This is a genomic window from Pseudorhodoplanes sp., assembly GCF_050250235.1.
GTDB lineage: Bacteria > Pseudomonadota > Alphaproteobacteria > Rhizobiales > Xanthobacteraceae > Pseudorhodoplanes.
This window is the reverse complement of sequence record NZ_JBFWPA010000214.1, coordinates 1-7,216: the sequence shown is the minus strand read 5'-3', so window position 1 is coordinate 7,216 and position 7,216 is coordinate 1. Positions and strand designations below refer to the sequence as shown.

The 7,216-nt window shown below is 58.6% G+C and carries 4 protein-coding genes and 3 pseudogenes; 4 read left to right on the top strand and 3 right to left on the bottom strand.

Annotation, left to right across the window (positions count from 1 at the left end; translation table 11 throughout):
• Positions 1 to 1,610 (top strand): RcgA family putative transporter (locus AB7F49_RS36720; RefSeq protein WP_428532066.1); only part of this gene is annotated, 1,610 nt, incomplete at its 5' end.
• Positions 1,600 to 2,625, top strand: a complete 1,026-nt coding sequence (locus AB7F49_RS36715; protein ID WP_428532063.1) for an RcgR family putative quorum lactone hydrolase — start codon at positions 1,600 to 1,602, stop codon at positions 2,623 to 2,625. The genes AB7F49_RS36720 and AB7F49_RS36715, both read left to right, overlap by 11 nt.
• Before the next feature lie 464 nt (positions 2,626 to 3,089).
• On the opposite strand, the pseudogene AB7F49_RS36710 reads toward AB7F49_RS36715, so the two are convergent.
• The 3 pseudogenes from AB7F49_RS36710 to AB7F49_RS36700 form a co-directional block, all read right to left on the bottom strand.
• Positions 3,090 to 3,354, bottom strand: a pseudogene (locus AB7F49_RS36710) (acyl-homoserine-lactone synthase); the annotation flags it as partial.
• 68 nt (positions 3,355 to 3,422) lie between these two features.
• Positions 3,423 to 3,725, bottom strand: a pseudogene (locus tag AB7F49_RS36705) (conjugal transfer protein TrbD).
• Positions 3,717 to 4,376: pseudogene (locus tag AB7F49_RS36700) on the bottom strand (ATPase, T2SS/T4P/T4SS family); the annotation flags it as partial. The pseudogenes AB7F49_RS36700 and AB7F49_RS36705, both read right to left, overlap by 9 nt.
• Before the next feature lie 422 nt (positions 4,377 to 4,798).
• On the opposite strand from AB7F49_RS36700, the gene repA reads away from it, so the two are divergent.
• Positions 4,799 to 6,025 carry a plasmid partitioning protein RepA gene (repA, locus tag AB7F49_RS36695; RefSeq protein ID WP_428532069.1) on the top strand — a complete coding sequence of 409 codons (1,227 nt, stop codon included), beginning with the start codon at positions 4,799 to 4,801 and terminating at the stop codon, positions 6,023 to 6,025.
• Positions 6,026 to 6,142: 117 nt separating this feature from the next.
• Positions 6,143 to 7,153, top strand: coding sequence for a plasmid partitioning protein RepB (gene repB, locus AB7F49_RS36690; RefSeq protein ID WP_428532060.1), 1,011 nt, complete (start codon positions 6,143 to 6,145; stop codon positions 7,151 to 7,153).
• Positions 7,154 to 7,216: the final 63 nt, after the last annotated feature.

The window sequence follows — 7,216 nt, the reverse complement described above, 5'->3', positions numbered from 1 at the left end:
TTAGGAACGGAAAGTTATTTCTCTCTCCGCCGAACGACGGGAGTGATTTCAAAGAATTATTCAAACGATTGGCGGCGGCGGGTGCGGGTCGGCCGTTGGGGAAAGACGGGTTTCCTGCAGGCCCATGGACGCCCGAGCTTCTTGCAGAGGCGATTTCACAGATTGATTCCAACCGAGTTGGGGTCGATCTGCGAACGGTGCAGCTTTGGTTTCAAGAGAACGAGAAGGGAATTAGCACTGCCAACATTCGTTGGCTGGCGAGGATTTTTGGATGCGATGATCCGGTCGCAACTAGCGAATGGCAGATGGAGCTTAGTGCGGCGCAATCGCGGTTATCGGCCAAGAGACGAGAATGGAAGAGAGCCGGAAGCAGCGTTGCACAGGAGATTCTAGATACGGCACTGACTGCGACCTTCGATGACAAGACAGACTCCCCGGCAGAGCTGACACGGGATACTGACGCCAAGGGGCCGAGGCGGCGTTTTAGTTTGGCGAGGAAATCGGAGGCGTTTTTTAGTCACGGATCTCCCCTGAATTTACCGGCGTCGGTGTTTGCCGGCATGACCGCCCTCGGCTTTTTGTCGTACATCATTGGGATCCACAACGTCACCTACGAGCGAGCGGACGGGCTCGTTAAGCAGGTTGGATTCCTTTGGGCCGCAAATTGGACACTCGACTTTATGGTGTTCTTACCGCTGTTTTTCTTCTTCGTTATAGAGTTGCTGGTCTTCTGGAAAAGTGAGGGGCGCAGAAAGCTCGCAGCGCAGGGCGATCAGGTGGAAAGCGACGACGCCTGGTTGCGCAACGTTGACGCTTCCTCGTACACATATTGGTCGGTTTTTTTGATTTGCTTGCTGTTCGCGGGTCTTTTTCAATGGATCGGCGTGTCCTTGATCCCGTTGATGAAGGGCGGCGGCAACTATGCCATGGATTGGGGAAAAATAGCTCTTGTGCGTCCTGAGGTCATATCTGTCCCTGCAACAGTCGTTTTTACGGGGCTCGCTTACCTATACATGTGCCTGGTGTTTTATCTTTTCTTCGTAGGTCTCATTTTGCTCTATTCGATTGTTCATGATCTTTGGAGAATTGGAGACGCATTTAAGAAGCTGCCGCATGTTTATCATCAGCAAGAGCTCAATGAAGCCGGCCTCACAGTGATGCGTGGGGTTTTTCGGTGTACTATTTTGGGGGTTCTGGTCGCCATATGGATGAAGGTCCAAAGCTCTTATCTGGCATCGAGTGGTGAGAATATTGTGGCGTGGTTGGTCGGCGATATGTCTTCGATGTTCCAAGGTCGCGATGATGTGAGCACCGGGTTCCGCTATCGTATGCCGACGCATTACAGCAGCCTTCTTATCGTTATTTCTACCTGTTTTGTATTTCTGTATGGCTCCATCCGATTAGGTGTCGGAGGTCGATTTCATGCGCCTTTGTGGAAGATGTCGGCGGTCGTGGCGTTACTTGTTGTCAGCTACTTGTTGATCGACGCGTTTGCCGGCTTTTCGACCCTTCTGGCCATTTCAGTGCTAGTCGCACTATACGGCCTGTTCGATCCAGGATTAGGCCGCTGGCGAGCGAGCGAGTTAGGAAACAATCAGAGTGTTTCATAGTTGGCTCGATCGTTGGGACGAACGCCGGGCCCTTCGCGGTGAGGAAGGGAAGAAACCAACGGATTTCGTCCTTGACGCGGAACGCGCCTTTCCAGGTGCGAAGAAGATAACAAGTATCGAGGAATTCTGTGCTCTTGCGGACCAAGCCGTGGCCGATCCAGCCTTTTTCGATGAGCCGACTGAGAGCGATCAGAGTTTTGAAAGGAACGATGAGTGGCTCAAATTTCCATCGGACATTTTATCTGATGTACCGCAGAACAATGTCGTCGAGGCGAGAATCACTGAAAGCGGGTCGTTCGATCAGGCGATGGTGATTTTTCACCATTGGAATGCCAGCGCCTGGAATCGTCCGATTGCCAATTTTTTCTCGCAGCGTGGGATCACGGTTGTCGAGATTGCTATGCCCTATCACTTCGAACGCAGCCGTCCCGGCTCCGTTCACGCCGACTATATGCTTAGCCCTAATCTCGGTCGAACGATCCAATCTGTAAGGCAGGCAGTGTTGGATGGGCGAAAACTCATACGTTGGATGAAAAGCGAAGGCTACAGAGAGATTTCGGTACTCGGAATGAGCTTAGGCTCCTGGGTTGCGGCCATGGTCGCGGCGCACGACTTGGCAGTGTCAAAGGCCTCGTTGTTTCTGACGGCGGGGAGTTTGGCGGATATGGTTTGGACGGGTCGCGCGACACGATCGATACGCGATAGCCTTGAGTCTGTAATCGATCTGGCCGATCTCAGAGCCGCGTGGAGTCCACTTAACTTGGAGAATTACGCGCATAATTTGGTACGGGCGGATCTCGATCTACACGTGGTGTTGGCTAAGAGAGACAGGGTGGTTTTGCCGGAGCTATCACAGAGGTTCATGCAAAGGCTGAGGGAGGCCGGCGCTCAGCCAAATATTCTAGAATTAAACTGTGGTCACTATTCACTTGCCGTTCCGCCTTACATTGTGTTGGCTGGTTTGAGCTTGAAGCGGTTTCTATCGAGACCTGACAAATTGGCCCAACGAGTGTGAGAGTGCATCCATGCGATGCACGACCGCTGCAGACACAGAGATAGAAGCCCTGTTGCAAAGATTGCGTTTTGCCGGGGAGACTCAGCGTTCTCCAGCGATGACCATCGGGGCCGCCTGCCCTTCAAGATGTTGAGCGTGCACTGCTGCGACCTTCGCAAGCGCGCTCGGCACAATACCAAAAGCTCGTTTCACGATCCGCTTCGCCACGCACGTCATCGGTCAGGTTGAAGATCGCAGCCTGGCCCCTTGCGTAGAGCCCGGACCTCGGAGCCCTTGGTTCGGTAGCCGCGCGGATCGGGCGTTGACGAACCATAGTGGAACTCGTCGCCTCGCCGATGCGGCAATACGAAAGCCGAACCCCGGGGTTCAACGCTCTCGTGCTCCGCCGAACGGTCGAAGAGTTAGCGCGCAATCACACGCACGACCTCCCCCTCGCGCCGAATATGGCCTCTGATGCCGACCATGCCGGCCACGGCGACCGTGCGGCCTATCTGCTCTGGCTCGCCGATACGCGTCATCGGCCAGCCCGCTCGCTTCAGGATGCGCTCGAAGCGCAGGTCAGTGACGGTGACGATCTCGCGGTAGCCATTCGCGATCGACCATCGATGATCGCGGCGAACAGGGTCAGCATGGCATCATACAGCGCCCGCCTGCCCTGCCCTCGCCAAGCAAGGTGTCGACGCAGAACGGCCAACTCTCCACCATCCCAGTATGGGCTTCAAGCCGCCCGCGTACGGGACGAGATCGGTGAAGGACGACTTGGTATTGCGGAACCGGCGAAGTGCGACCATGGCCGATCAATACCTCCGCCAAGGCGACGAGGTCGGGCGGTAGCTCGTCCGGTAGCCTACATGGCGCAGATAGACCTGGCGCATCGTCGGATCGGTCTTCGCAATCATCCGCAAAGGCGCCGATAACGACGATCCAGATCGCGATCCCGAACAGCGTGGAGAACCAGGTCAGGACCGCGAAGATCAGAATGACGGTCGCCAGGCCGGTCAACAGCACCAGCTCCCGATCAGCCCCCATCAAGTGGCTGGGGCGCGACAGCGCCCGATGAATATGCGCGAGCGCGCCAAGGAGACGCTGGGCTCACCCACGATGATGCGATCGGGGCGCAGCCGCATCGTGCTCTTGAGCAGCCTGGCCATGTCCACAGCGTCGCTGGTGTGCAGCGCCACGGCGTTCTCCGCAGCGCAGCGGATCTCGGCCGTGTCTTCCAGGATCACCATGCGGTCCAGTGGTGCGGCCGAGACGATCTCGGCGATCACGGCATTGGCGAGCGTCGTCTTGCCCGAACCGGTGCCGCCGCAAATCACGATGTTCATGCGCGCGACGATGGCGTCCCGAATGGCCGCGGCCTGAACCGGCGTCATGATCCCCTCCCCGACGTAGTCATCGAGTGGGATGAGGCGCGATGCCCGGCGGCGGATCGTAAAGCTGGGCGCCGCGACCACGGGTGGAAGCAGCCCCTCGAAGCGGTGTCCGCCGATCGGCAGCTCGCCCGAAATGATAGGCCGGTCGGTATCCGCTTCCGTCTGCAGGGCGTGAGCCGGGCTGGAGAGCCGTCAGTATCTCCATCCCCTGCCCCAGCCGTTCGACGAACAGGCGGCCGTCCGGATTGACCATGATCTCGACGACGCTGGTGTCATCGAGGGCGCTACAGATGAGATGGCAGCGCCAAGCGCGTCGCGGAATTTGCGGATCAACCGATGTTGGGAGGCGCTGAGAAGCGATGCTTTACGCCCCAGCCGATCGTGCTCGGCCTGTCCTTCTGTCCCGAGTTCCCCCGCCATCTTGTGATCCGCACCCTGCTACCTCGACAGGTCGCGATAAGACCACAACGCCTTTAGCGAGTCACCCCGGCGATTCTGCCGGGGGAGTGAGTCGGCATCGAGCGGGTTGGCAGCCCCGGTGAATGCCCGTGATAGCCTGCGGGACAGGCTCAGACCCCGTCATTTCTGCCGGGTTCCTTTTCGTCGGAGGCTCGACAAGGACTGAGTGTTAAGCCTCTGAGAAGAAAGTAAAAAAACGACGAAGCCTTGGCGGGATGGGCGCTCGGAACGAAGGTTCGGCAAGAGTTCGTTAACCATTAAGTCCTTGCAAGGTCACGCGACTCCGGTATCGTCACGGTTAATCGGCGTGTGCGGCCGAACTTCCGTGACGAAAGAAGATTGCCGTGAACACGAGCCCTGCTCCCAAGGTTGCGCCGACCCCCGATGCCGATGAGACCATCGGTGCCCACGCCGAACTCCTGAGCTCGCAGCTTCAGGCACTGAGTGAGGCGATCTTTCCTCCGACCTCGCAGAAGTTTTTGAGACGGTTCACGTCCGGCGAGGCTGCACGTTTGATGAGTATATCGGATTCGACGCTTCGCAAAATGACGCTCGCCGGCGAAGGGCCCCAACCCGAAACCACGAGTAACGGGCGGCGCCTTTATACCCTTGGGCAGATCAACGAGATACGGGGCCTGTTGGCTAGCGGCACGCGGGGGCGTGAGGCGGTCGACTTCGTCCCTCACCGACGCGGCGCCGAGCATTTGCAGGTCCTCGCCATCACCAACTTCAAAGGCGGGTCGGGCAAAACCACGACGTCGGCGCACCTTGCTCAATATCTCGCCTTGCAGGGATACCGCGTCCTCGCCATCGACCTTGATCCCCAGGCCAGCCTCTCCGCTCTGTTGGGCGTCCTTCCAGAAACGGACGTGGGGGCAAACGAGACCCTCTATGCGGCGATCCGCTATGACGAAGCCCGGAAAAGTCTGCGCGACGTCGTCCGTAAGACCTATTTCGATGGGCTCGATTTGGTGCCGGGAAACCTTGAACTGATGGAGTTCGAGCATACGACGCCAAAAGCGTTGATGGGCGGGTCGAAGACTGGGGACGGCATCTTTTTCGCACGCATCGCGGCCGCCCTTGACGAGGTCTCGGACCAGTATGACGTGGTGGTACTGGACTGCCCTCCTCAACTGGGATTTCTCACCTTGAGCGGGCTTTGCGCCGCGACGTCCATGGTCGTGACGGTCCACCCACAAATGCTCGACGTAGCATCGATGAGTCAGTTCTTGCTCATGACGCGGGATTTGCTTGGAGTGGTTCGTGACGCCGGTGGGCGCCTACACTACGACTTCATTCGGTACCTGCTAACCAGGTACGAACCGCAGGACGGGCCGCAGACCAAAGTGGCCGCCCTACTTCGAAATCTCTTCGGCGACCACGTGTTGACCAATCCAATGGTCAAATCTGCGGCGGTTTCAGACGCCGGGCTCACGAAGCAGACGCTGTACGAGATCGGCCGTGAGAACCTGACCCGCTCGACCTACGATCGGGCAATGGAGGCGTTGGACTCGGTGAATAGCGAGATCGAGCAGCTGATGAAGACGGCTTGGGGACGCACATGATCCAGCCTTTGGCCTCCGCTTCAGTCAGTGAGTTGGGATCTCCCAACTCAAGCGTCATTTGCGTCCGTAAGCCCAAAGTTGGGAGCTCCCAACTTTCGAGATCGCCGGGGGCAACAGATGAGTCGTAGGGACGCGCTCAACTCCTTGTTTCTCGGGAAACCGGCACAGGCGTCGCCTGCCACATCCCCGGCCAAAAACCCTGAACGGGTGCGCACCGGGGCGATCGGCGCGATGGGCACCTCGCTTCAAGAGCTGACCCAGGGCGCCAGAGCTGCTGCAAGGCTGCACGAGCAACTCCTCGCCAGTGATCACGTCGTCGCCCTCGACGTGTCCCTTATCGATCCCTCGCCGATCGCCGACCGGCTCCCAGCGGATCTCGATCCTGGCTTCGACCAACTCGTCGCCAGCATCGAACAAAACGGTCAGCAGGTGCCGATCCTCGTCCGACCAAGTCCGTCTGTCGAAGGGCGCTACCAGATCGCCTACGGCCGACGTCGGCTCCGCGCACTCGTCCAACTTGGCCAACCGGTCAAGGCTATCGTGCGCGAGCTTTCCGACGATGAAGTCGTCGTCGCCCAGGGGCGTGAAAACCTCGACCGCGCTGACCTCTCATTCATTGAGAGAGCGCTCTTTGCCAAGCGCCTCGAGGACGCTGGCTATGAGCGCTCGGTGATTATGTCAGCGTTGTCGACCGACAAGGCGGACCTCAGTCGCTATATCGCCATTGCCAGGCGCGTGCCGGAGGAACTGGCGAAGCAGATCGGTCCGGCAGTCAAAGCTGGCCGGGCTCGGTGGAGCGCTCTCGTCGAGGCTCTTGCGAAGCCGAAGGCCGCGGCCAAGGTTGATGACATGCTCGCGTCCGACCAGTTTCGCTCGGCCGACAGCGACACACGCTTCACGCTGGTTTTTGGGGCGGTTGCGCCAAGTGTTGAACGGTCAGTGAAGGGGGAAACCTGGAGCACGCCAGAAGGGCGCCGCGCAGCGCGCGTCGAGCGGCGCGGTACCCAGACGGCCATCACCTTCGATGAAAAGCGCGTACCCGAATTCGCCGCCTTCGTGGCAGAGCGACTCGATGCGCTTTACGCTGAATTCGCCAACGAGCAGGGAGGTAACAAGCCGGAACACTAAGGCGGCCGGGCATCTGCTCAGGCCTCCTTGAACTCAACCAGCAAAAGAAAAAGGCCCCCGAAA

What these genes read in the sequence shown, in the direction of transcription:
- repB (WP_428532060.1), top strand. Translation starts at nt 6,143, where the DNA reads ATGAGTCGTAGGGACGCGCTCAACTCCTTGTTTCTCGGGAAACCGGCA.